Annotated in this window: 18 protein-coding genes; 9 read left to right on the top strand and 9 right to left on the bottom strand. The window is 64.2% G+C overall.

The features are described 5' to 3' along the window. The first annotated feature begins 2 nt into the window (after positions 1 to 2). The 8 genes from LB538_RS10720 (at position 3) to otsB (ending at position 10,472) form a co-directional block, all read left to right on the top strand. Positions 3 to 1,148, top strand: a complete 1,146-nt coding sequence (locus LB538_RS10720; RefSeq protein WP_140838990.1) for an ABC transporter ATP-binding protein — start codon at positions 3 to 5, stop codon at positions 1,146 to 1,148. After that, positions 1,145 to 2,197 carry an ABC transporter substrate-binding protein gene (locus tag LB538_RS10715; RefSeq protein ID WP_224522948.1) on the top strand — a complete coding sequence of 351 codons (1,053 nt, stop codon included), beginning with the start codon at positions 1,145 to 1,147 and terminating at the stop codon, positions 2,195 to 2,197. Before LB538_RS10720 ends, LB538_RS10715 begins: the two co-directional genes overlap by 4 nt. A gap of 9 nt (positions 2,198 to 2,206) precedes the next feature. Continuing rightward, positions 2,207 to 3,487, top strand: coding sequence for an ABC transporter permease (locus tag LB538_RS10710; RefSeq protein ID WP_224522947.1), 1,281 nt, complete (start codon positions 2,207 to 2,209; stop codon positions 3,485 to 3,487). A 3-nt stretch (positions 3,488 to 3,490) separates the two neighbouring features. After that, positions 3,491 to 4,303, top strand: coding sequence for an ABC transporter permease (locus LB538_RS10705; protein WP_140838984.1), 813 nt, complete (start codon positions 3,491 to 3,493; stop codon positions 4,301 to 4,303). A gap of 78 nt (positions 4,304 to 4,381) precedes the next feature. After that, positions 4,382 to 5,440, top strand: a complete 1,059-nt coding sequence (locus LB538_RS10700; protein ID WP_224522946.1) for a glycosyltransferase family 4 protein — start codon at positions 4,382 to 4,384, stop codon at positions 5,438 to 5,440. A gap of 151 nt (positions 5,441 to 5,591) precedes the next feature. After that, positions 5,592 to 7,754, top strand: coding sequence for an amylo-alpha-1,6-glucosidase (locus LB538_RS10695; RefSeq protein ID WP_095769803.1), 2,163 nt, complete (start codon positions 5,592 to 5,594; stop codon positions 7,752 to 7,754). A gap of 148 nt (positions 7,755 to 7,902) precedes the next feature. Next, positions 7,903 to 9,693 (top strand): trehalose-6-phosphate synthase, encoded by a 1,791-nt coding sequence (locus LB538_RS10690; RefSeq protein WP_224522945.1) that lies wholly within the window; start codon positions 7,903 to 7,905, stop codon positions 9,691 to 9,693. Continuing rightward, on the top strand, positions 9,690 to 10,472 hold the full coding sequence (otsB, locus tag LB538_RS10685; protein WP_224522944.1) for a trehalose-phosphatase: 783 nt from the start codon (positions 9,690 to 9,692) through the stop codon (positions 10,470 to 10,472). The genes LB538_RS10690 and otsB overlap by 4 nt, the downstream gene beginning before the upstream one ends. 120 nt (positions 10,473 to 10,592) lie before the next feature. Here otsB and LB538_RS10680 read toward each other — a convergent pair whose 3' ends face one another. The 8 genes from LB538_RS10680 to LB538_RS10645 form a co-directional block, all read right to left on the bottom strand. Then, positions 10,593 to 11,702, bottom strand: a complete 1,110-nt coding sequence (locus LB538_RS10680; RefSeq protein WP_224522943.1) for an ABC transporter ATP-binding protein — start codon at positions 11,700 to 11,702, stop codon at positions 10,593 to 10,595. After that, on the bottom strand, positions 11,699 to 12,499 hold the full coding sequence (locus tag LB538_RS10675; RefSeq protein WP_224522942.1) for an ABC transporter permease: 801 nt from the start codon (positions 12,497 to 12,499) through the stop codon (positions 11,699 to 11,701). The genes LB538_RS10680 and LB538_RS10675 overlap by 4 nt, the downstream gene beginning before the upstream one ends. Before the next feature lies 1 nt (position 12,500). Further along, complete coding sequence (locus LB538_RS10670) at positions 12,501 to 13,361, bottom strand: ABC transporter permease (protein ID WP_224522941.1); 861 nt, start codon at positions 13,359 to 13,361, stop codon at positions 12,501 to 12,503. A gap of 68 nt (positions 13,362 to 13,429) precedes the next feature. Next, positions 13,430 to 14,434 (bottom strand): ABC transporter substrate-binding protein, encoded by a 1,005-nt coding sequence (locus LB538_RS10665; RefSeq protein WP_224522940.1) that lies wholly within the window; start codon positions 14,432 to 14,434, stop codon positions 13,430 to 13,432. Positions 14,435 to 14,495: 61 nt separating this feature from the next. Continuing rightward, complete coding sequence (locus LB538_RS10660) at positions 14,496 to 15,971, bottom strand: aldehyde dehydrogenase (protein WP_224522939.1); 1,476 nt, start codon at positions 15,969 to 15,971, stop codon at positions 14,496 to 14,498. Further along, entirely contained in the window at positions 15,968 to 17,020 is a 1,053-nt protein-coding gene (locus tag LB538_RS10655; protein WP_224522938.1) for an LLM class flavin-dependent oxidoreductase, read from the bottom strand. The genes LB538_RS10660 and LB538_RS10655 overlap by 4 nt, the downstream gene beginning before the upstream one ends. A 5-nt stretch (positions 17,021 to 17,025) precedes the next feature. Next, positions 17,026 to 18,837, bottom strand: a complete 1,812-nt coding sequence (locus LB538_RS10650; protein WP_224522937.1) for an alpha/beta fold hydrolase — start codon at positions 18,835 to 18,837, stop codon at positions 17,026 to 17,028. Further along, positions 18,830 to 19,417, bottom strand: a complete 588-nt coding sequence (locus LB538_RS10645) for an amino acid synthesis family protein (RefSeq protein ID WP_224522936.1) — start codon at positions 19,415 to 19,417, stop codon at positions 18,830 to 18,832. The genes LB538_RS10650 and LB538_RS10645 overlap by 8 nt, the downstream gene beginning before the upstream one ends. Positions 19,418 to 19,555: 138 nt before the next feature. Here LB538_RS10645 and LB538_RS10640 point away from each other — a divergent pair, with 138 nt between their 5' ends. Beyond that, complete coding sequence (locus LB538_RS10640; RefSeq protein WP_224522935.1) at positions 19,556 to 20,233, top strand: GntR family transcriptional regulator; 678 nt, start codon at positions 19,556 to 19,558, stop codon at positions 20,231 to 20,233. A gap of 15 nt (positions 20,234 to 20,248) precedes the next feature. Here LB538_RS10640 and LB538_RS10635 read toward each other — a convergent pair whose 3' ends face one another. Continuing rightward, positions 20,249 to 21,280, bottom strand: a complete 1,032-nt coding sequence (locus LB538_RS10635; RefSeq protein ID WP_224522934.1) for a hydroxyacid dehydrogenase — start codon at positions 21,278 to 21,280, stop codon at positions 20,249 to 20,251. Positions 21,281 to 21,416: the final 136 nt, after the last annotated feature.

The following is a 21,416-nucleotide window of genomic DNA, read 5'->3' as shown; positions in this document are numbered from 1 at the left end:
CGATGAGCGCCGGCCAGACCGTCGTGTCGGCAAGCGCCAACCAAGGCTTTGTCGAATTCGCCGACGTCGAGAAGTCCTATGACGGACGCAGCTTCGCGGTGACGCGGATGAACCTTGCCGTCGCGCGCGGCGAGTTCCTGACGCTGCTCGGCCCATCCGGCTCCGGCAAGACCACCACGCTCAATATGCTCGCCGGCTTCGAGCGACCGACGCATGGCACGATCACGCTAGAGGGCCAGCCGGTCGATCGGCTGCCGCCTTACCAGCGCAATATCGGCATGGTGTTTCAGAACTATGCGCTGTTCCCGCATATGACGGTAGAGGAGAATGTCGGCTTTCCGCTTTCCGTCCGCCAGGTGAGCAAGGCTGACATCGCGGCCCGTGTGGGTCGCGCGCTCGACATGGTGCGGCTGAAGCAATTCGGCGACCGCCGCCCGACGCAGCTTTCCGGCGGCCAGCAGCAGCGCGTGGCGCTGGCTCGCGCGCTGGTCTTTCAGCCGAACCTGGTGCTGATGGACGAGCCGCTCGGCGCGCTCGACAAGAAATTGCGCGAGCATATGCAGCTCGAAATCAAGCAGATCCACACCATGCTCGGCGTCACCATCGTCTATGTCACGCACGACCAGAGCGAGGCGCTGACGATGTCGGACCGCGTCGCGGTGTTCAACAATGGCGGCATCGCCCAATTGGGCTCGCCAGACGATCTCTACAACACCCCGCAAAGCTCATTCGTGGCGAGCTTCATCGGCGAGAACAACACGCTGGAAGGCGTGGTCGAACGCGTCTCGGGTGGAGAGTGCCGCGTCAGGCTGAATGGCGGCGGCGAGATCACCGCGCTGGCGGTCGGGGTGACGCAAGGCGCCGCCTGCCACGTCGCCGTCCGGCCCGAGCGGCTCAGCCTGTCGGCTGCCGCCAGTGGCGGCAACGCGCTGGCGGCGACCGTCGATGGGCGCATCTATCTCGGCGATCACCTGCGCCTGCTGGCGAGGCTCGCCAACGACCAGGTGCTGACCGTCAAGGTCGGCCCCGAAGCGACGATGGCGAACGGCGAGACCGTGACGGTCTCCTGCGCGCCCAACGATTGCCGCGCCTTCCCGGCCGATGCCGGAACGGGCGGCGCCATTCCAAAACAGGGGAAAATGCAATGACACAGTTGAGAACACGCCTATTCGCGCTCGCGGCCGCCACAGCCTGCATGGCTATGACCGGCGCCGCCTTCGCAGACGAATTGTCGATCATGGCGAGCGGCGGCGCCTGGCAGGACGCGCAGCGCAAGGCCTGGTTCGAGCCGTTCAGCAAGGAGACCGGCGCGAAAATCCTGGAGCAGGAGTATCTCGGCGATCTCGGCAAGGTCAAAGCGATGGTTGAAACCGGCAATGTGCCGATCGACCTGGTGACGGTCGAGACCGCGACGGTGCTGCAGGGTTGCGACGCCGGCATCCTCGAGCGGCTCGACTATTCCAAGATCGGGCCGCGCGACAAATTCATCGAAGGCTCGGCGCTGGATTGTGGAGTCGGTCTCGATGCTTACGGCGATATCCTTGCTTATGACCCCACCGTGCTGAAGGAAGCTCCGACCTCGGTCCTCGACCTCTTCGACACGACGAAATTCCCGGGAAAGCGCGCCATGCGCAAGTTCCCGGCGCAGAACCTCGAATGGGCGCTGATGGCGGACGGCGTCGCACCCGCCGAGGTCTATAAGGTGCTGGCCACGCCGGAAGGCGTCGACCGTGCGTTCAAGAAGCTCGACACCATCAAGAAGGACATCGTCTGGTGGGACGCCGGCGCGCAGCCGGCACAGCTTCTCGCTTCCAGGGAAGTGGTGATGACCACCGCCTGGAACGGCCGCATCCAGAACGCGATCGACACCGACAAGAAGCCGTTCAAGATCGTCTGGAACAACCAGATCCTCGAATACGACATGATCAGCATTCCGAAGGGCGCGCGCAATCCGGAGCTTGCCTACAAATATCTCGCGTATATCAGCAAGCCCGAGAACAACGCCAAGCTCGCAAGCTACATCACCTATGGGCCGGTGCGCACCGACGCGGCGTCCTTCGTCGCACCCGACGCGCTGCCGAAACTACCCAATGCTCCCGATCATCTCGCCGGCGCCTATCTCGTCGCCGACACCGAGTTCTGGGGCGACTATGGCGAGGACCTTGTCAAGCGCTTCAACGCCTGGCTTGCTCAGTAGGAAGGCGGGATGTCGGCGCTCCAGCCCAGCGAAATCGACCGGCCGACGCTGGCCCGCGACCGGTCAGCCGCCGACGCGGATCTGAAATCCGTGTCGGCGGCGCTCCGGCGCGCCGAATTCGGCGACCGGATGCGCTCGCTGCTGCTGGCGGCGCCGCTGCTGGTCCTTCTGGCGCTGAGCTTCGGCATACCGATCGTGCTGCTCTTATCGCGCGCGGTCTATGATCCGACAATCGCGGATGCATTGCCCAAGACGACCGAGGCCCTGGCCGGCTGGAACGGCCAGGGCCTACCCGGCGACGAAGCCTTCGCCGCGTTGGCGGCGGACCTCAAGGAAAACCAGGCCAAGGGCACGGCCTATGAACTGGCCAAGAGCCTGAACGCGCGGCTGCCTGGGGCCCGCAGCCAGGTGTTGAAGACGGTGCGCAAGCTCGAAAGCGCCGATGGCCAGGCCGCGCTCGACGCCATGAAATCGGTGCCGTTCTGGTCGGCGCCATCGACCTGGCCGGCGATCCGGAGCGGCACAAGCAGCCTCACCTCGTTCTACCTGCTCAGCGCGCTCGACCTGCGCTGGAACGCCGATGGCGGCATCGAGCGGGAGCCGCCCGAGCAGGCGATCTTCATCCAGGTGTTCCTGCGCACCTTCTTCGTCGCGGCGTCGGTGACGTTAGCAACGTTGATCCTCGGCTTTCCGCTCGCCTATCTCATCGCCAACGTGCCGAAGGGGCTAGCCGCCATCCTGATCGTCGCGGTGCTGTTGCCGTTCTGGACATCGATCCTGGTGCGTACCGCGGCCTGGACGGTGCTTTTGCAGAAGTTCGGCCTGGTTAATGATTTCCTGCTCCTGATCGGCATCACCAGCGACCGGCTAGACCTGATGTACAGCCGCGTCGGCCTGATCATCGCCATGACGCATATCCAGCTGCCGTTCACATTGCTGCCGATCTACAGCGTCATGCGCACCATTCCGGCCTCGCAGATGAAGGCCGCCTACTCGCTGGGCGCCAGGCCTTTCACCGCCTTCCGTCGCGTCTATATCCCACAGGTGTTCCCTGGCGTAATGGCCGGTTGCATGCTCACCTTCATCCTGTGCCTGGGCTACTACATCACGCCGGCGCTGATAGGCGGGGCAAGCGACCAGTTGATCAGCAATTTCATTGCCAATTACGTCAATGTCGAACTGAACTGGGAGATGGCGGCGGCGCTGTCCTTCATCCTGCTCGTCTTCACCTTGGCGCTGTTCGGCATTTTTGCCCGCGTCCTCGGCCTCGACCGCCTGAAGCTGGTGTAGCCCATGCTGCTCTCTCCCTATCCCACAACAGGCGAACGCATCCGCATCACGCTGCTGTGGATTTGGTGCGGGCTGGTCATCCTGTTCCTGTTGGTGCCGATCCTCATCCCGGTGCCGCTCTCCTTCAACAGCGGCGCCTTCTTCATCTTCCCGCTGGAGGGCATCTCGACGCGCTGGTACGAGGTCGTGCTCGGCACCCAGCGCTGGCAGTCGGCGATCGGCAATAGCCTGATCATCGCCCTCGGGACGACGGTGATCGCGACGACGCTCGGGACACTAACGGCGATCGCGCTTTCCGACGAGAAGTTTCCGGGTCGGCGCATTATCATGCCGCTGCTTCTTTCGCCGCTGATCGTGCCAGTGGTGATCACAGCCGTCGGTTCCTATCTATTCTATGCCCGCGTTGGGCTCGCCAGCACTTATGCCGGCATCATCCTGGCGCATACCGCCTTGGCCAGCCCCTTCGTGGTGGTGACGGTAGGCGCTAGCCTGACCGGCTTCGACCGCAACCTGATGCGAGCCGCGGCGATCTCCGGCGCCAAACCCCTGACGTCGTTCTTCCGCGTCATGCTGCCGCTGATTCTGCCCGGCGTGCTTTCGGGCGCGGCCTTCGCCTTCGTCACCTCCTTCGACGAAGTGGTCGTCGTGCAGTTCCTGGCCAGCGCCAGCCAGCGCACCATGCCGCTCGAAATGTTCATCGGCCTGCGCGAAAAACTCTCGCCCGCCATCACTGCCGCGGCGACCCTAATGATGGCGCTATCCATCCTGCTTTTGCTGGTGGCGAACATTTTGGCACGGCGCAGCCGTAAGTCCTGAGGCTAACCCGCGACCAATTGGGCAGGAACGATCTCGCGGCTGACGCATTTTGCCTCGCGTCAACAGCTGAGGCAACAGATGCGCATAGCCCATGTCGCGCCGCTTTATGAATCCGTGCCGCCGAAACTTTACGGCGGCACGGAACGGATCGTCTTCTACATCACCGAGGCACTCGTCGAGCTCGGGCATGACGTCACGCTGTTCGCGAGCGGTGACAGCGAGACATCGGCGCGACTGGTGCCAGGCCGCGACCAGGCGATACGCCTCGATCCGCGGCCGAAGAAATCGGAAATCGCCGCGCATCTGGCGATGCTTGCCGATGTGCGCGAACGCGCCGGCGAATTCGACGTCATTCATTTCCATCTCAGCCATTTCCTGCATTTTCCGTTCTTCGAGCAGATCGCGGGTCGCACGGTGACGACGCCGCATGGCAGGCTCGACTATGTCGACCTGGCGCCTGCCTACAAACGTTTCCCGCGTTTCCCCATGATCTCGATCTCGCACAGCCAGAAGCGCGGTTTGCCGGATGCGAACTGGCTGGCCACGATCCATCACGGACTGCCGCTCGATGCCTACCGGCCGACCTATGAACCACATGGGGAAGAGCCGTATCTCGCCTTCCTCGGCCGCCTGTCGCGCGACAAGCGGCCGGACCGCGCCATCGAGATCGCGCGCCGGGCCGGGTTGAAGCTGAAGCTGGCGGCCAAGATCGGCGACGACGACCGCGCCTATTTCCGCGATAATATCGAGGCGCTCATCGATGGCGACCGTATCGACTATGTCGGCGAGATCACGGAAGACGAGAAGGCCGAATTCCTGGGCAACGCGGCAGGCCTGCTGTTCCCGATCGACTGGCCGGAACCGTTCGGCCTCGTCGCGATCGAGGCCATGGCCTGCGGCACACCGGTGATCGCCTGGAACAACGGCGCCCTGCCGGAGATAGTCGACAACAGCGTCACCGGCTTCGTCGTTGACAATATCGACGATGCGGTCGCATCGATGCCGGCGCTTCTCGAACTAGACCGGCGGCAGGTGAGGGCGGTCTTCGAGAAAAGGTTCTCGGCGACAAGAATGGCGCGCGACTACCTTTCTGCCTATATGCGTCTGACCGGCATGCCGGAGGCCAGGGCCTCCTGACCGACTGCCTAGAGCCGGATGATTTCAGGTCTGTTCGACCTGAAATCTGAATCCGGCTCCAAATCAAAGAGATAGAGCATGATGTCGTCCGAAAACCGCCTCACACTTTTCGGCATCATGCTCTAGGGTGGGGCAACCGAAGAGGTGACGAATGACGGAGCTCGACGAGCGCAAGCTCGATCCTGCCGTGGCCCTTTCCTCGCTCGACGAGACGGCGCCGCGAGAACCGCACCGGCTTTTTGCCCTCAAGCAGGGCGACTGCTTCGCCGTCGCCGACGCCTATGGCGACATCAGGGGTTCGGGCGACGGGTTCTTCCGCGACGACACGCGCGTGCTGTCCGAATTCCGGCTGACCATCGGCGGCAGGCCGATGTCGCTGCTCGGTGCATCGCTCAGCCAGGACAATGTGCTGTTCACGTCCAACCTGACCAACCTGCCTATTCAAAGCGCTGCCGGCCGCGATATGCCGCAGGGCGCGATCCATATCGAGCGCGTCAGGCTGATCTGGCAGGACAGGCTGTTCGAGCGCATCACGCTTTCCAACTACAGCCGCGAGCATTCCACCATAACCGCGTCGCTGCATTTCGCCGCCGACTTTCGCGACATGTTCGAGGTGCGCGGCTCGACCCGGGTGAAGCGGGGCACCACGCATATCGCCAAGACCGACAAGACCACGGTCCTGCTCGGCTATGACGGCCTGGACGGCTTGCCGCGACTTTCGGCAATCTCCTTTTCGCAGGCGCCAGACCAGTTGAGCGACAATCGCGCCGATTTCCTCATCGCCGTGACCAAGCGCAGTCGAAAAGTGCTTTATGTCGAGGTCGGCCCCGCGATCGCCGACCCGCCCGATCGCGACCGCTTCCGCGCCGCGGCGGCGCGCGCGCGGTTCGGCATGCGCGCCAAGCGCAGGCACGGCGCCACGGTGCACAGCTCGGGGCGCGTGTTCAACGATTGGGTCGAGCGCGCCCGCGCCGACGTGGCGCTGCTTACCACCGAGCTTCCGACCGGCCCCTATCCCTATGCCGGCATCCCGTGGTTTTCGACCGCATTCGGGCGCGACGGCGTGATCTCAAGCCTGCAGATGCTTTGGCTCAATCCCGGCCTGGCGCGCGGGGTGCTTGCTTTTCTGGCCGAGCACCAGGCGACCGAAACGTCGCCCTTTTCGGATTCGCAGCCAGGCAAGATCATGCATGAGACGCGCAAGGGCGAGATGGCGGCGCTGCGCGAGCTTCCTTTCGGCCGCTATTACGGAGGCGTCGACACCACGCCGCTCTATATCCATCTGGCTTCCGCCTATGCCGACCGCACCGGCGACATGGCCTTCATCGACAAGCTTTGGCCTTCGCTGAAAGCCGCTGCCGACTGGACGGAGGAGGCGAGCCGCGCCACCGGTTTCGTCACCTACCAGCGTGCCGCCGAGTCCGGCCTCGCCAACCAGGGGTGGAAGGACAGCTTCGATTCGGTCTTTCACGCCGATGGGCGCATCCCAAAGGGACCGATCGCGCTGGTCGAGGTGCAGGGCTATGTCTTTGCCGCCTTCCGCGGCATGGCGGCGCTCGCACGCCGCCGCGGCGAATTCGCGGATGCCGAGCACTGGGAGGGCCGTGCCGAGGAAATGCGGATCGCCGTGGAACGCGATTTCTGGCTGGACGACCTGAATTTCTACGCCTTGGCCATTGATGGCGAGGGCCAGCCCTGCAAGGTTCGAACGACAAATGCCGGGCACCTGCTTTTTGTCGGGCTGCCGCAGCCCGACCGCGCCAAGCTGGTCGCCGAGCAGCTGCTGTCGGCCGCCTTCCATTCCGGCTGGGGGCTGCGGACGCTCGCCGACGATGCGGTTTTCTTCAACCCGATGTCCTACCACAACGGCTCGATTTGGCCGCACGACACTGCGCTTTGCGGCGTGGGCCTCGCGCGCTACGGCGAACGCGACAGCGTTGTGCGGCTGATGAGCGGCACTTTCGAATCGGCCGTTCATTTCAATATGCGGCTGCCCGAATTGTTCTGCGGTTTCGCCCGGGCGCCGGGCGAAGCGCCGATCGCCTATCCGGTGGCCTGCCTGCCGCAAGCCTGGTCGGCAGGCTCAACCTTCATGCTGATGCAGGCCTGTCTGGGCCTGGAAATCGATGGCTGGAAAGGCGAATTGCATGTCACGCGCCCGAGGCTGCCGATCGGTATCGACACCCTGATGCTCCGGCATCTGAGTGTCGGGGATAAGGTCGTCGACGTGACCTTCCAGCGGGTCGGCGACCGTGTCGCCGCCTTCCTTTCCGATCGTCATGAAGGCCAGGTGCCGCTTATCGTGCGGACTTAGAAGAAGGCGTCGCAAGCCCGCGTTCACCAATCGAAAAATGTCGGAACCCATGGCCGGCTTGTGCGTTGCACAGGTGGACCGGTCTGCCGTCCGCAGCCGGCAAGAACGAAAATAATGAGCGGACAGCCGGAGGCAGCCTGGCATTTCAATGACACAATACAGCGTTCTGTTACTGGTCCTTATTCTCGTAAGCCTTGGACTTTCCGCATTTGCCATTTTCGTTTCGATATCCCGGTACCGTCGCAATCACCCGAGGATTTCGGCTGTGGCAGGCCCCGGCGACGACTTCGCCACAGAGGCCGCGCGCAAGGTGCTGCGCGAATTCGAAAAGAACGGGCAGTCGGTCGACGCGGCCCTGGTCACATGGTCGCCGGAGACGTTGCGAAAGATCCTCGCTGACGAGTTGCCGGATGCGCAGGTCATCATCGTCTCCAATCGCGAGCCTTATATCCACAACGAAACCAGGAACGGCGACGTCGAGCTTGTCGTGCCGGCGAGCGGACTGGTCTCGGCGCTGGAACCGATCACGCGCGCTTGCGCCGGCACCTGGATCGCCTATGGCGGCGGCACTGCCGACCGGACGGTGGTTGACAGGAACGACCGCGTGCAAGTGCCGCCCGGCAATCCTTCCTACACGCTGCGCCGCGTCTGGCTGAGCGACGACGAATATCAGGGCTACTATCTTGGCTTCGCCAATGAGGGCCTGTGGCCGCTCTGCCATATCGCGTTCACGCGCCCGATCTTCCGCGAATCCGACTGGGAGGCCTATGAGGCCGTCAACCGCAAATTCGCCGAGACGGTGGTTGCCGAGGCGCGCAACGAGCGGCCGATCGTGCTGGTCCAGGACTACCACTTCGCGCTTCTGCCGCGCATGATCCGCGAGCGCCTGCCGGAGGCGATCGTCATCACCTTCTGGCACATACCGTGGCCGAACTCGGAAGTGTTCAGCATCTGCCCGTGGCGCGAGCGTATCCTCGACGGCCTGCTCGGCAGCTCGATCGTGGGCTTCCACACCCAGTTCCACGCCAACAACTTCACCGAAAGCGTCGACCGTTTCATGGAAAGCCGGATCGAGCGAGCCGACGCGGCCATCTCCTATGGCGGCCAGGTGACGCTGGTGCATTCCTATCCGATCTCGATCGAGTGGCCGGTCGAGCTGCTGAAAACTCTTCCGAGCGTCGAAGAGTGCCGGGCGCGCGTGCGCAAGCGGTTCAGAATTCCAACTGGCGCCAAGCTTTGCGTCGGCGTCGAACGGCTCGACTACACCAAAGGCATCCTCGATCGCTTCCATGCGCTTGAGGAACTGTTCATCCGTCATCCAGAAACGATCGGTAACGTCGTATTCCTGCAGATCGCTGCACCAAGTCGGGGCACGCTGCCTGCCTACAAGCAGCTTCACGAAGAATGCCTGCGCTATGCCGACGAGCTCAACCAGCGCTACGGCAGCAAATCCTATCAGCCGGTCGTCATGGTGGCCGAGCACCATTCACAAGCCGCGGTCTATGAGCTTTATCGCGCCGCCGACATCTGCCTCGTGACCAGCCTGCATGACGGCATGAATCTCGTTGCCAAGGAGTTCGTGGCGTCGCGCGACGACGAGCAGGGCGTGCTGCTGCTCAGCACCTTCGCGGGCGCCTCGCGCGAATTGCTGGAGGCGCTGATCGTCAATCCGTACGACGCAGCGATGATGAGCGAGGCGATGCTGCAGGCGATGACCATGGGGCCGGACGAGCAGCACGAGCGCATGCGGCGCATGCGCGACATCGTGCGCGACAACAATGTCTATCGTTGGGCCGGCAGCATGCTGCTCGACGCGGCGCGGCTCAGGAAGCGCGGCGACCTCGACCGGGTCACGGCCCTATACGACCGGCCGGCAGGTCCCACCGGCGACAATGTCGTTTCCATGTTCGAACGCAAGCAGGCAGTCGGATTTCGATGAATAGTCAGGCAGACCTTACCCCGCCGCTTCCCGAAGGCCGGTGGGCGCTTTTCCTCGACATCGACGGCACCTTGCTGGAGCACGCGGCGCATCCCGACAGCGTGTCGGTCAGCGCCGAGTTGCGGCAATTGCTGCAGACGATCGAACGGCGGCTGGACGGAGCGCTCGCCTTCATCACCGGCCGCTCGATCGCGGCCGTGGACCATCTGTTCGATCCCTTGAAGCTCAGGATCGCCGGCCTCTATGGGTTGGAACACAGGCTTGCGCCGGATGGCCGGATCGAGGCCGCCGACGAGCCGGCGGACATGGCGGCGCTCGCCGACGAGATCGAACTGGAGCTGGCAAGCAAGGCGGTCTATGTCGAGCGCAAGGGACCTGTGCTCGCCATCCATACGAGAGCAGCGCCCCAGCTTCTGGCACGGGCGACGGAACTGGTCGAGGCAGCGCTTCAGCGCCTGCCCAAAGGCTACCGTGTGATCGCCGGCAATGCCGGCGTCGAGCTGATGCCGCTTGAGGCAGCCAAGGGCGCTGCGATCCGGCGCTTCATGCAGACTGGTCCGTTCAGCGGCAGGCGTCCTGTGTTCCTTGGCGACGACACGTCCGACGAGAACGGCTTCGAAACGGTCAATGCCGCGGGCGGAATCTCGATCCGCGTGAAGCCGCAGGACGAGACGGCTGCCCGCTTCGTCATCGAGGATGTTGCAAGCGCGATCGCCTGGCTAGAAGCCAATTTCGGCGAGCCGGTCGCACCAACGGTGAGCCGCAACCTCGTCGCCTAAATCGGCAAAAGGTGCTCCACAGCTGCTGCTGCAGGCCCGGATCATGGCGATGATCCCGTCCTTGTCGGTCTTCTTCGACTCGCGCACGCTCGCCCGGGCGTTCAACTTTGATCGGGACCGTTAATACGTCACCTCCTTGCCCGGGGTTTTGCTCGAGGCAGGAAATAGGAAGGCGCCGGCAGGATCGAAGAATATCTGCCGCCTGCCCAGCGAGGCATCATGCGTTGCCGCTGCCGAAGATGTCGGCCGGATGTCGATTTCCTGTCCAGCGCTCGTGCGCGCGACAATACGCCGGCGCTCGCCGTAGAAGGCGACATCGACGATCTCGACCGAAAGCTCCGCATTGTTCGGCGAGCGCTCCAGGCGAAATGCTTCGGGCCTGATCATCAGCCTGGTTTTCTGTCCGGGCGCGAAGCTGCCATTGGCATTTATGCCGGAGACAAGCGCGCCGTCGGCGAGGCGAATGGTCGAGGCGCCGCCCACCGTTTCCAGATGCTCGGCGGCGAGGAAATTCGAGTTGCCGATAAAGCCGGCAACAAAATCGGTTGCGGGTCTAAGGTAGAGGTCTTCGCCGGTGCCGATCTGTTCGATGCGGCCATCCCTGAAGAGGGCGATGCGGTCCGACAGATGCAGCGCTTCTTCCTGATCGTGGGTGACGTAAAGGATGGTGACGCCGGTTTCGCGATGGATGCGTCGGATCTCGGCCTGGATCTCCTCGCGCAGCTTCTTGTCCAGTGCCGACAATGGTTCGTCCATCAGCAGGATCGGCGGATCATACGCCAGCGCACGGGCAAGCGCGACGCGCTGCTGCTGACCGCCCGAGAGAGCCGCGGGCAGACGCTCGGCGAAGCTTTCCAGCCGCACCAGGGAGAGCATGTCGGCGACCTTGCGCCTGACCTCGGTCTCAGGCCGGCGGCGGACGCGAAGCGGGAAGGCGACGTTTTCGGCGACGCTCAGATGCGGGAACAGCGTGTAGCGCTGAAAAACCATGCCGATGTTGCGCTTGTGCGAAGGCACTGAAAGCAGCGACTTGCCCTGCAGCAGCACGTCGCCGGAGGTCGGATCCTGGAAGCCGGCGATGGCATAGAGCGTGGTCGACTTGCCGGAACCGGACGGCCCGAGGAAGGTCAGGAATTCGCCCTTCGGAATATCCAGCGTCAAATCATGAACGGCGGTGAAGGCACCGAACGCCTTGCGCAATTTGCGGATCGAGAGAAAGGGTTGGGTCATGTCTGCAGCTTTCGGCGCAAGAGTGCCGTCACGATCATCAGGGCCAGCGTGAGCGCGACCAGCAGACTGGAGGCGGCGGCGATGACGGGGGTGAGGTCGGAGCGGAGACTCCCCCAGATCTTGACCGGCAAGGTCTGCAAAGTGGGGCTCGCCATGAAGATCGCCACCACCACCTCGTCCCATGAAGCGAGGAAGGAAAAGATCGCGGCGGAGAAGATGCCGATGCGGATCGACGGCAGAGTGATCCTGAGCTTGGCCTGCAGCGGGCTGGCGCCGCAGACGATGGCCGCATCCTCGATCGACTTGTCGAAGCCTTCCAGAGCGGTCGCGATCGGAATGATCGCGAAGGGCAGCGCCAATACGGTGTGGGCGACGACGAAGCCGATGGTGGTGCCGCCGAGGCCAAGCCGCAGGAAGAAGGCGTAGATGGCGATGGCGAAAACGACAACCGGCAGCACCATTGGCGTGAGCAGCAGCCCGCGCAGGACTTCGCGGCCGCGGAACGTGCCGCGGACCAGCGCGAAGGAGGCGAGCAGGCCGATGGTGACGGCCAGGATAGCGGTCATCGTGGCGATGCGGGCGCTCGTCAGCGCGGCCTCGATCCACGACGGATCTGCAAACAGTTCGTGATACCATTTCAATGTCCAGCCGGGCGGCGGGAAGGCAAGCCAGCGTGACGAGCCGAAGGACAGCAGCACGATGAACACCACGGGCAGCAGCAGGAAGGCGGCGACCAGCGCGGTGAAGGCGAGCAGTGCTGCCTTCAACCAGCCGAGGCGGTCGTAGTCGAGCAGCATCTCAGGTGCCTCCCGCCGCGCGTTTTGACCCGACCAGGCGCAGTTGCAATGCATAAAGCGCCATGGTGACGACGAGCAGGATGAAGGCGGCAGCACTCCCCAGGCCCCAGTTGAGCAGTGACTGGATCATCTGCGCGATCATTTCAGCGAGCATCATGTTCGACGTGCCGCCGAGCAGCGCCGGCGTGACGAAATAGCCGAGCGACATGACGAAGACCATCAGGCCGCCGGCGGCGATGCCGGGCAGAGACAGCGGCAACAGGATGCGCCTGAAGGCGGCGAGCGGGCTGGCACCACAAAGGGCGGCTGCGCGCAAAGTCATCGGATCGATGGCGCGCAAGGTGCCGACCAGCGGCAGGATCATGAAGGGCAGCATGATGTAGACCATGCCGATGGTGACGCCGGTGAGATTGTTGATGAGCGGCAGCGGCTGGTCGATGATGCCGGCCCCCATCAGCGCCCGGTTGATGACGCCGGTGCGCTGCAACAGCACCATCCAAGCATAGGTGCGGGTCAAGAGGTTCGTCCACATCGAAAGGATGATGATGCCGAACAGGATCGAGGCGAGCGCCGGCGGCATGATCGCCAGCATCCAGGCAACCGGAAAAGCGACGACCACGGTGACGAGGGTGACGACGAAGGCGACGAGGAAAGTGTTGAAGAAGACGCGCGCGTATGTGCCGTCGCCAAGCAACGCCGCATAGTTCTGCAGGCCCGGAGCGGGGTCGGTGACACTGCGCAGCAGGAGCGCCAGCACCGGCACTCCGAAAAAGAGCCCGATCAGGATCAACGCCGGAAGCAGGCCGCCGAGGCCTGCCGGTATTCGAGGGCTTGCGACCCCTTGCTGTGCTTCCACCGACATGACGGTAATCCCGGATTGGGATCGGGACGGCGAGCGCCGTCCCGATCCTTGTCACGAAAGGACGGCGTCTACTTTGCCTGCCAGGCGTACCAGCGTGTGGCGATCTCGTCGCGATGCTCGGCCCAGTAGTTCATGTCGAGATTGATCTGTCCGTCGACATGCGCGTCGGGCAAGCCCTTGACCACGTCGGCGGGCATTTCGGCCTTGGCCTTGGTATTGATCGGCGCGTAGCCGCTCGCCTCGGCAAATTTCGCCTGGCCGGTCGGGCTGGTCGCGGCGGCGAGGAACTTCATGGCGCCGTCCTTGTTCTTGGCGCCCTTCGGCACCACTAGGACGTCGGCGGCGGTGAGGTTCTGGTTCCAGGACACGCCGACATCGGCGCCGTCCTTCTCGAGCGCGAAGACGCGGCCGTTCCAGAGCTGGCCGAAGGCGGCCTCGCCGGAGGCGATCAGCTGCTGCGATTCGGCGCCGCCGCCCCACCAGACGATGTCCGACTTGATGGTGTCGAGCTTCTTGAAGGCGCGGTCGAGGTCGAGCGGATAGAGCTTGTCGGCCGGCACGCCGTCGGCGAGCAGCGCGATCTCGATCACGCCCGGCGCCGACCATTTGTAAAAGGTGCGCTTGCCCGGAAACTTCTTGGTGTCGAACATGTCCGCCCAGCTTGCCGGCTCACCGGAGACGGCGCCCTTGTTCCAGGCGAGCACGAAGGAATAGTAAAAGCTGCCGACGGCGTTCTCATTGCTGAAGCGGGGGTCGAGATCGGCCTTCGGCACGACGGCGAAGTCGATCGGCTCGAGCAACCCGTCCTTGGCCGCCTTGATGGCGAAATCCATCTCGACGTCGACGACGTCCCAGGTGACGTTCTTGGCGTCGACCATCGCCTTCAGCTTGCCGTAGTCGGTCGGTCCGTCCTGCAGCACCTTGATGCCCGAAGAGGCGGTGAAAGGCTCGGCCCAGGATTTGGTCTGGGCTTCCTGCGTCGTCCCGCCCCAGCTGGTGAACACCATTTCATCGGCCTTCGCGGCCGTGGTCGCCATCAGTCCGGCAAGGATGCCGGCGAAAATCAGTTTCATGTCGTTCTCCTCTGATTGGTTGTTCCGTTTCTTGTTCTTGTCTGCACCTCGCCATGCCTTCTCAGCGCATGACGAACGGATCGGGGATCGGGTCGTCGGAGGTGCGTATCCACACCGATTTCGAGCGCGTGTAATCGCGGATGGCGTCGATGCCGCCTTCGCGACCGAGACCCGAAAGGCCGTAGCCGCCGAAGGGGACCAGCGGCGAGACGGCCCGGTAGGTGTTGACCCAGACGACGCCGGCATGGACGCCGCGGGCCATGCGATGCGCCTTGGCGAGATTCGAGGTGAAGACGCCGGAGGCGAGCCCGAATTGCGTGTCGTTGGCCAAAGCCAGCGCTTCAGCCTCGCTGTCGAAGGCAAGCACGCTCAGCACCGGACCGAACAGCTCTTCGCGCACGCAGGCGAGAGCCTGGTCCTGCGCCTCTATGATGGTCGGCGCGTAGTAGTATCCGTCAGTCTTGCCCTTCGGCCGCGCGCCGCCGGTGACCAGTCGGCCGCCTGCTGCCACGCTCTCCGCCACGATTGCCTCGATCCTTTCGCGCTGGCGCGCGGTCGCCAGCGGACCCATCTCGGTTGCGGGATCCTGCGGGTCGCCGATGACGATGGCTTCCGCCTTGCGCTTCAGCCGCGCGAGGAATTCGTCCTTGACCGAGCGCTCGACCAGCAGCCGCGAGCCCGCGACGCAGCTCTGGCCGGTAGCCGCGAAGATGCCGGCGACGACCGCATTGGCGGCGCTGTCGAGATCGGCGTCGGCGAAGACGACGACCGGGCTTTTGCCACCGAGCTCGAGCGTGGTGTAAGCGAGATTGTCGGCGGTGTTGGCGACGATCCGCCGGGCGGTCGAAGGGCCGCCGGTGAAGGCGACACGGGCGACGAGCGGATGGCTGGTCAGGCGGTGTCCGCAATCATGGCCGAAGCCGGTGAGGATGTTGACCGCGCCGGCTGGAAAGCCGGCTTCGCTAACCAACTCCGCGAAAGCGAGCAGCGGCGCCGGCCCATCCTCGGAGGCCTTGAGCACGACGGTGCAGCCGGCGGCCAGCGCCGGGCCGAGCTTGACCGCCGACAGGAAGAGTTGCGAGTTCCAGGGTACGACGGCGGCAACGACGCCGATCGGCGCGGGCCGCACCGTCACTTCCATGTCAGCCTTGTCGATCGGGATGAAGGCACCTTCGTGCTTGTCGGCCAGTCCGCCATAATAGCGGTAGTAATCGCCGACATAGGCGATCTGTGCGCGCGTCTCGCGGATGATCTTGCCGGTGTCGCGCGTTTCAAGCTCGGCGAGACGGCCGGCATTGGCGGCGACGAGATCGCCGAGATTCACCAGCAGTTTTCCACGCGCCGTTGCGGTCAGCGTCGACCATGGGCCGGAGCGCAACGCCCGGTGCGCGGCCTCCACCGCGCGGTCGACATCGGCAACGGAAGCGGCGGGCATCGTCGCCCAGGGCAGGCCCGTCGACGGATCGATGCTGTCGAAAGTGGAGGACGCCTCGGCGAACTGGCCGTCTATGTAGTTCCTGAAGGCGGTGCTGCTCATCGCGACCCCATCTCCTGGAAGGCCGGCATCACCTTGTCGATGAACAGCCGCAGCGACTTCTTCTTGCGCTCATGCGAGAGGCCGCTGTCGATCCAGATCGAGTACTGGTCATAGCCTTGCGCCTCGTAGCTCTTCAGCCTCGCGATCACCTCGTCGGCCTCGCCGATGACGAGGTTCTGCCGGATCTTGTCGGGCGCGTATTGGGGCATCGCCGCGATCTCATCCTCGGTCAGTTGCTCGAGAACGCCCTGGCGGACGGGTTTCTTGTTCTGGAACCAGGCGCCGAACTGGCAGTAGAACTGCGAGAGGTCCTGGGTCAGGCGGTCGGCGTCGGCGGCGTCCTCGGCGACGAACGTGTGCATCAGGAGCATGATCTGTGGCCGCGCTATGTCCGGATGCGCCTGGCATGCGGCATTGAAGCGTTCCATCAGGCTTGCGACCTCGCCGTCGCCGGAGGCCAGGGGCGTCACCTGGACTTGGCATTGGTTGGCCACTGCGAAGTCGTGGGAGTTCGGATCGCGCGCGGCCACCCAGATCGGCGGGTAGGGTTTTTGCAAAGGCTTGGGCGAGGAGGTCGTCGGCGGGAACTGCCAGAACTCGCCGGAATGCTCGTAATCGCCGTCCCAGAGGCCGCGGATCGCCGGTATGATCTCGCGCATGCGCTGGCCGGCGCCCCAGGCATCCAGCCCCGGGAAGACGCGCTGATACTCGTAGCTGTAGGCGCCGCGGGCGATGCCCAGATCCAGCCGGCCGCCGGTGATGACATCGGCCATCGCCGCTTCGCCGGCGAGTTTGATCGGGTGCCAGAAGGGGGCGATGATCGTGCCAGTGCCGAGACGGATAGTATTCGTCTTTGCGGCGAGATAGGCGATGTTGATGAACGGGTTCGGCGAGATAGTAAATTCCATCCCGTGATGCTCGCCGATCCAGGCGGTCTCGAAGCCGGCCTGCTCCGCCAACAGAACCAGTTCTTCCAGTTCAGCCAGCAATTCGGAATGCGGCTTGGCGAGATCCGAGCGCTCCATATGGACGAAAAGCGAAAACTTCATCGATCTCACCGCTGGCCGGAATGGATTGGGCCGGAATGGATTGGCGCCGACGGCGCCGGCTTGGCAAGCGGCCGGACTTCGCCTTCGACCTCGTTTCCGACATAGACGCCGAAAGTGTCCTCGGCGCGCTCGCGCGCATAGCGGGCGAGCATCGAGCTGACAGCCGGGTCGGCGATCTTCAATTCGGAGATGCGTTCGATTTCGACAAACCGGATCTGGCCGTCGCCGTAGACGGGGGCGTCCACAGTCCCGCGATAATAGACGTACGTGCGTGCGGCGTCCGCCGCGTCATCCCACACTGCGTAGAGGAAGCCGAGCTCGGCATCGATCGCCTTGGCGGCAAGTTTTCCCCTGAGGCTGCGAGCATCGTTCGCGGCACCGAGGCCGCGGCCGGCCGGCAATTGGTAGGATCCCTCGGCGGTCTCGAAAAAGAGGACGCGGCCTTCGTTCTCGAGGATCGCGCCGACCTCGGTTCCGGGCGGAGCGGCGGCAGCCAACGCCTCCTGACTCAGGCCCGGCGTGACATAGGCGCCGCGGCAATAGCCGAGCGGCTGGGCGCCATTGTGGCTGAAGTCATGGACGCGGCCGATGAGGATCGAATGGTCGCCGGCATCGACCAATTGCTCCATACCGCAATCGAACACCGCGACCGATCCCCCGATCAGCGGATTGCCGGTCTGTCCGGACTGCCATGCCACGGAGGCGAATTTATCCGCGGCCTTCGAGGCGAAGATGCCGGATGCGGATTTCTGGGCTTCCGACAGGATGTTGACGGCAAAGCCCCTGGAGGTCGAGAAGACCTGATGCCCCAGAGCCTTCTTGGCGATGCAGACCAGCACCAGCGGTGGCTCGAGCGAGACGGAGGTGAAGGAGTTGGCGGTGAAGCCGCGCGGATCGCCAGACTCGTCGATCGTGGTGACGATGGTGACGCCGGTCAGGAAGGAGCCAAGCGCGCGTCGGAACTCCATGGCGTCGAATGCGGTGCCGTCTTCCACCGCCGGTCCGCCAACAGCCGCGACCTGGTCGAGGAAACCTATGATGCGCTGATTCACTTTTTGCGGGGAAGCGATTGTCATCATGTGCTTTTCGTCGTTCAGCACCACACATCGCCCAGCTGGCGCTAGTCGTGCCATCGCGGCCGACATGGCGGCTGTCGAGTTGCGATCTTCCGAGCCGGTCATGAACAGCGCGGGTACTGTGAGATTGGGCAGACGATCGGCGTGCGCGGTATCGGCGCTGGCAAAGAGGCGGTAGGTGCGGGCATAGCCTTGCCGATCGACGCCTTCGAGCGCCGCGCGGGCCGTCGCGGCCGCGTCCGAAAGAGCCGGCGGGATCGGATCGCCGAACCAGCGGGCGATCGTGGCGGCGATGGCCGATGGGTCGCCGGGTCCGCCAAGCGCTGCCGCCCGTTCGCGCACCGCCTGCGCGAGCTCGGGCGGGCGCCGGAAAACGGCGTTGAGGCAGATGAGGGCGCTGATGCGCGACGGGGCGCGAAGTGCGATTTCCTGTGCGACAAGCGCGCCCATCGAGTGGCCGATGACAGCGACGCGGGCAAGGCCGAGATGATCCAACAGACGGATCGCCTGATCGGCGAAGTCCGACAGGCGGGCGTTCTCCGGCGGCAGGGGCGAAGAACCGTGGCCGAGCATGTCGATGGCGATCACGTCGAAGCGGTCCTGCATAGCGGCGATCTGGGGCTGCCAGATCGCGGCATCCATGCCGACGCCGTGGATGAGCAGGACCGGCGCGCCCGAACCGGCGCGGATGAAACCGGTGCCGTCGGGCGCCTTGCTGCGGATCGTCGCGGCGTCAGCCATGCAGATCTCCGAGCTCCTTCAGATCCTGGTAGCGGTCGCCGATCCGGTGATGCGGGCGGCCGCCGATGGACGCGCCGAGCGCCACCACCAGCTCGTCCGGCGCGGGCGCGTCGCCGATCTGGAAATGCACGGTCAGGTAATGCGAGCGGCGGCCTTCGTCGTTCTTGTCCATCAGCGGGATCATGATCGGCGTGTTCGGACCGCCACGCAGATTGGTGAAGGCGAGATAGGTCTTGGCGCCGACGGCGCGGCGATAGTGGTTGCCGAAATGCAGCGTGTGGATCAGCGCCGACGCATGCTCGACCTCACCCGACGTGCCGCAAATGGCGGCCTTGCCATAGCCTTCGATCGCCTCGCCCGAACCCGCCACGCCGATGATCTCATTGGTCAGCTTTTCGCCGAGCACCGGCGCGTAAGCGCGGATCTCGGGCGAGAGATCCTCGGTGAAACCGCGGCCTGCCCACGGATTGGTGAGCACCGCGGCGACGCCGATCAGACGCAGCGGCCGCGGGGCCGTCTTGCCGCCCTCGATCAAGGTGTTCTCGGTATAGGTCACGATCTTGCGGATGGCCGGCTGCATGAAATTCCTCGGGATGGAGCACCTCGCGGCAGCACCAATTTCTGTATCATCTTATGGTATACCATGCTATGGAGTGCCGGACGCCTTGTCAACCGATCATGGAATCTGTTTTTGTGATGAGGCTAGGGATTCAGGAAAATGGCTGCCGACACGCTTCGCATCGACCGCTCCGCCAAGACGTTGAGGACGCTGGCGCTGGAGCGCATGCGCGAGGCGATCATGGATTTCCATTTCCAGCCCGGCGAAAGGCTGGTCGAGCGGCCGTTATGCGATCAGCTCGGCGTCAGCCGTTCAGTTGTGCGCGAGGTGTTGCGGCAGCTGGAGGCCGAAGGCCTGGTGCAGATGATACCTGGGCACGGGCCAGCCGTGGCGAAGCCCGATCTTGGCCGGACCGACGAGATCTACGAGTTGCGCGCGCTGCTGGAGGGCATCGCGGCGAAGGCCTGCGCCACGTCGGCCACCGACGGTCAGATCGCCTTGCTTGATGCGGCGCTGGCGAAGCTGCTCGAGGCGTGGGCGTCGGGAGTGCCGGCCGAGGTGATGCGGGCGACGGCGAGCTTCTACGAAGTGCTGTTCGAAGCCGCCGACAAGCGCATCGCTTGGGAGATCGTCACCGGCCTCAATGTCCGCATCAACCAGCTGCGTTCAATGACGATCCTGTCGCAGAACCGCCGCGAGCCTGCGATCGCCGAAATGCATGCGATCATGGATGCGATCCGCTCACGCAAGCCGGAAGCGGCGGAGGCGGCGGCGCGGCGGCATGTGGAGACGGCCTGGCAAATCGCGCGCGACGCGCTTCGGCTGGGTTCGCTCTAGACAGCCTGTTCGAACTTAGTTCCTGTCGACCGGTTTGGAGCGCATGCGCGAAACCGTCTCGCGCTCGGCGCGCTTGGAGCGCAGGGGCGGCAGGCCGCGGTCGATAAGGTCCATATCCTCCAGCACCATGTCGCCCATGCGCTTGAAGGCGATATCGAGCGCGCCGGCGCGATGCGCCGAACGCAGGAAGCCGGGCAGGGTGCGGACGGGATGGTCCTTTGCCAGCGGCTCCTCCGGGAAGACATCGCTCGCGGCGACGATGTGGCCGCTCTTCACCGCTTGCATCAATGCCGGGAAATCGACGACGCCGGCGCGGCTGAGCAGGATGAAGGCCACTCCCTTGCGCATCCTGGCAAAGGCGTCGGCGCCCAGGAAACCCTCATTCTCGCTGGTGACGGAAGCGACGACGAAGACGAAATCGCTTTGCGACAGCACCTCGTCCAGCGAGGCCGGCTCGACGCCATTGTCGATCAGGATCGATGGCGGCAGCCATGGATCAAAAACTTTCGTGCGGGTGCGGAAGCCGGTCAGCAGGCGGTTGAGTGCGCGGCCGAGATCGCCGAAGCCGATGATGCCCACATCCGCGCCGGAAAGCAGGCGCGCCGTCTGGTTGCCGTCGCCGCCCCACAACTCCTTGCCCTGCCGGAAAGCGAGGTCGGCGTCGACGATGTTTCTGGCGAGGTTCAGCGCCATGGCAAGGCCGAGTTCCGCGACCGGTTCGGCAAAGACCAGGCCGGTGGTGACGACATGGATGCCGCGCGCAAACAGCGTCTCATAAGGCATGTTGTTGAGCAGGTTGGTCTCCACGTTGAAGATGCAGCGCAGCGCCTTCAGCTTCTCCAGCGTCTCAGCTGAAATCGGCGGCTGACCGATGATAAAACGCGCCTCGGCCAGGGTTTCGGCGGGGAGGGCGGCGACGCCTTCCGGGGTGGTCTCGACAATGCGATAGTATTTGCGCAGGCGCGCCAGCTGTGGCGGCGTGAAGATGAGCTCCAATGTGCGCGGTTCGGGCGCGCTGATGACCAGCGGCAAGGCTTTGTCGGGCATGTTTTTCCTCCGGGCGCGATTGGATCGCGTCAATCATGCATTCAAGTCTTACTCCCGATGAAACGATTTACAAGAACGAAAAATCGATTTATCGATTACGATAGCGAGGCAGAAAATCGGCTGCCTGCCCTCGGGA

It is taken from the genome of Mesorhizobium sp. Ca11 (genome assembly GCF_020165275.1).
Taxonomy (GTDB): domain Bacteria; phylum Pseudomonadota; class Alphaproteobacteria; order Rhizobiales; family Rhizobiaceae; genus Mesorhizobium.
This window is presented reverse-complemented; position numbering and strand designations above follow the sequence as displayed.

Excerpts from the sequence above, each read along its gene's own strand:
- LB538_RS10720 (WP_140838990.1), top strand. The coding sequence starts at position 3 with ATGAGCGCCGGCCAGACCGTCGTGTCGGCAAGCGCCAACCAAGGCTTT.
- LB538_RS10715 (WP_224522948.1), top strand. The coding sequence starts at position 1,145 with ATGACACAGTTGAGAACACGCCTATTCGCGCTCGCGGCCGCCACAGCC.
- LB538_RS10710 (WP_224522947.1), top strand. The coding sequence starts at position 2,207 with ATGTCGGCGCTCCAGCCCAGCGAAATCGACCGGCCGACGCTGGCCCGC.
- LB538_RS10705 (WP_140838984.1), top strand. The coding sequence starts at position 3,491 with ATGCTGCTCTCTCCCTATCCCACAACAGGCGAACGCATCCGCATCACG.
- LB538_RS10700 (WP_224522946.1), top strand. The coding sequence starts at position 4,382 with ATGCGCATAGCCCATGTCGCGCCGCTTTATGAATCCGTGCCGCCGAAA.
- LB538_RS10695 (WP_095769803.1), top strand. The coding sequence starts at position 5,592 with ATGACGGAGCTCGACGAGCGCAAGCTCGATCCTGCCGTGGCCCTTTCC.
- LB538_RS10690 (WP_224522945.1), top strand. The coding sequence starts at position 7,903 with ATGACACAATACAGCGTTCTGTTACTGGTCCTTATTCTCGTAAGCCTT.
- otsB (WP_224522944.1), top strand. The coding sequence starts at position 9,690 with ATGAATAGTCAGGCAGACCTTACCCCGCCGCTTCCCGAAGGCCGGTGG.
- LB538_RS10680 (WP_224522943.1), bottom strand. The coding sequence starts at position 11,702 with ATGACCCAACCCTTTCTCTCGATCCGCAAATTGCGCAAGGCGTTCGGT.
- LB538_RS10675 (WP_224522942.1), bottom strand. The coding sequence starts at position 12,499 with ATGCTGCTCGACTACGACCGCCTCGGCTGGTTGAAGGCAGCACTGCTC.
- LB538_RS10670 (WP_224522941.1), bottom strand. The coding sequence starts at position 13,361 with ATGTCGGTGGAAGCACAGCAAGGGGTCGCAAGCCCTCGAATACCGGCA.
- LB538_RS10665 (WP_224522940.1), bottom strand. The coding sequence starts at position 14,434 with ATGAAACTGATTTTCGCCGGCATCCTTGCCGGACTGATGGCGACCACG.
- LB538_RS10660 (WP_224522939.1), bottom strand. The coding sequence starts at position 15,971 with ATGAGCAGCACCGCCTTCAGGAACTACATAGACGGCCAGTTCGCCGAG.
- LB538_RS10655 (WP_224522938.1), bottom strand. The coding sequence starts at position 17,020 with ATGAAGTTTTCGCTTTTCGTCCATATGGAGCGCTCGGATCTCGCCAAG.
- LB538_RS10650 (WP_224522937.1), bottom strand. The coding sequence starts at position 18,837 with ATGGCTGACGCCGCGACGATCCGCAGCAAGGCGCCCGACGGCACCGGT.
- LB538_RS10645 (WP_224522936.1), bottom strand. The coding sequence starts at position 19,417 with ATGCAGCCGGCCATCCGCAAGATCGTGACCTATACCGAGAACACCTTG.
- LB538_RS10640 (WP_224522935.1), top strand. The coding sequence starts at position 19,556 with ATGGCTGCCGACACGCTTCGCATCGACCGCTCCGCCAAGACGTTGAGG.
- LB538_RS10635 (WP_224522934.1), bottom strand. The coding sequence starts at position 21,280 with ATGCCCGACAAAGCCTTGCCGCTGGTCATCAGCGCGCCCGAACCGCGC.